Origin of the sequence: Halomonas sp. AOP13-D3-9, assembly GCF_052379125.1 — a bacterium.
Taxonomy (GTDB): domain Bacteria; phylum Pseudomonadota; class Gammaproteobacteria; order Pseudomonadales; family Halomonadaceae; genus Vreelandella.
Genome location: NZ_JBQSYH010000067.1, coordinates 1 through 386 on the forward strand (window position 1 = coordinate 1; position 386 = coordinate 386).

Annotated in this window: 1 protein-coding gene; it reads right to left on the minus strand. The window is 53.6% G+C overall.

Annotated elements, in window-relative coordinates:
* On the minus strand, positions 1–352 hold a 352-nt coding region (locus tag ACT3UM_RS24235), incomplete at its 3' end, for a cation efflux transmembrane domain-containing protein (protein ID WP_498902569.1).
* Positions 353–386: the final 34 nt, after the last annotated feature.

Below are 386 nucleotides of genomic sequence, written 5' to 3' on the forward strand. Positions count from 1 at the left end.
CTCGTACGGTCTCAACGACTGCCTGCCCGTCAATGTCCGGGGGAGATCCCAGCATTAGCGTACGGATAGGGCCGCCAATTTCAGAGAAGGCTAGGTAAAGAATATATAGCGCAATCCCTATCGTGATCGCGGGGTCCACCCAGCGCATGTCGTACAGTAAAATAAGCGAACCACCGATAATCACGGCGATGGAGGCAAACGCATCCGATAAGTTATGCAGAAAAAGGGCGCGGATATTGACACTCTCTTTTTGCATTGACCACGTGAGCATGGCGGTAAGGGCATCGACGACGAGCGCGACGCCACCAATAATCACGATCGTCCATCCCTCTATCTCAGGGGGATCGACCATCCGCATAGCGCCTTCGTAAATCAGGTAGACACCG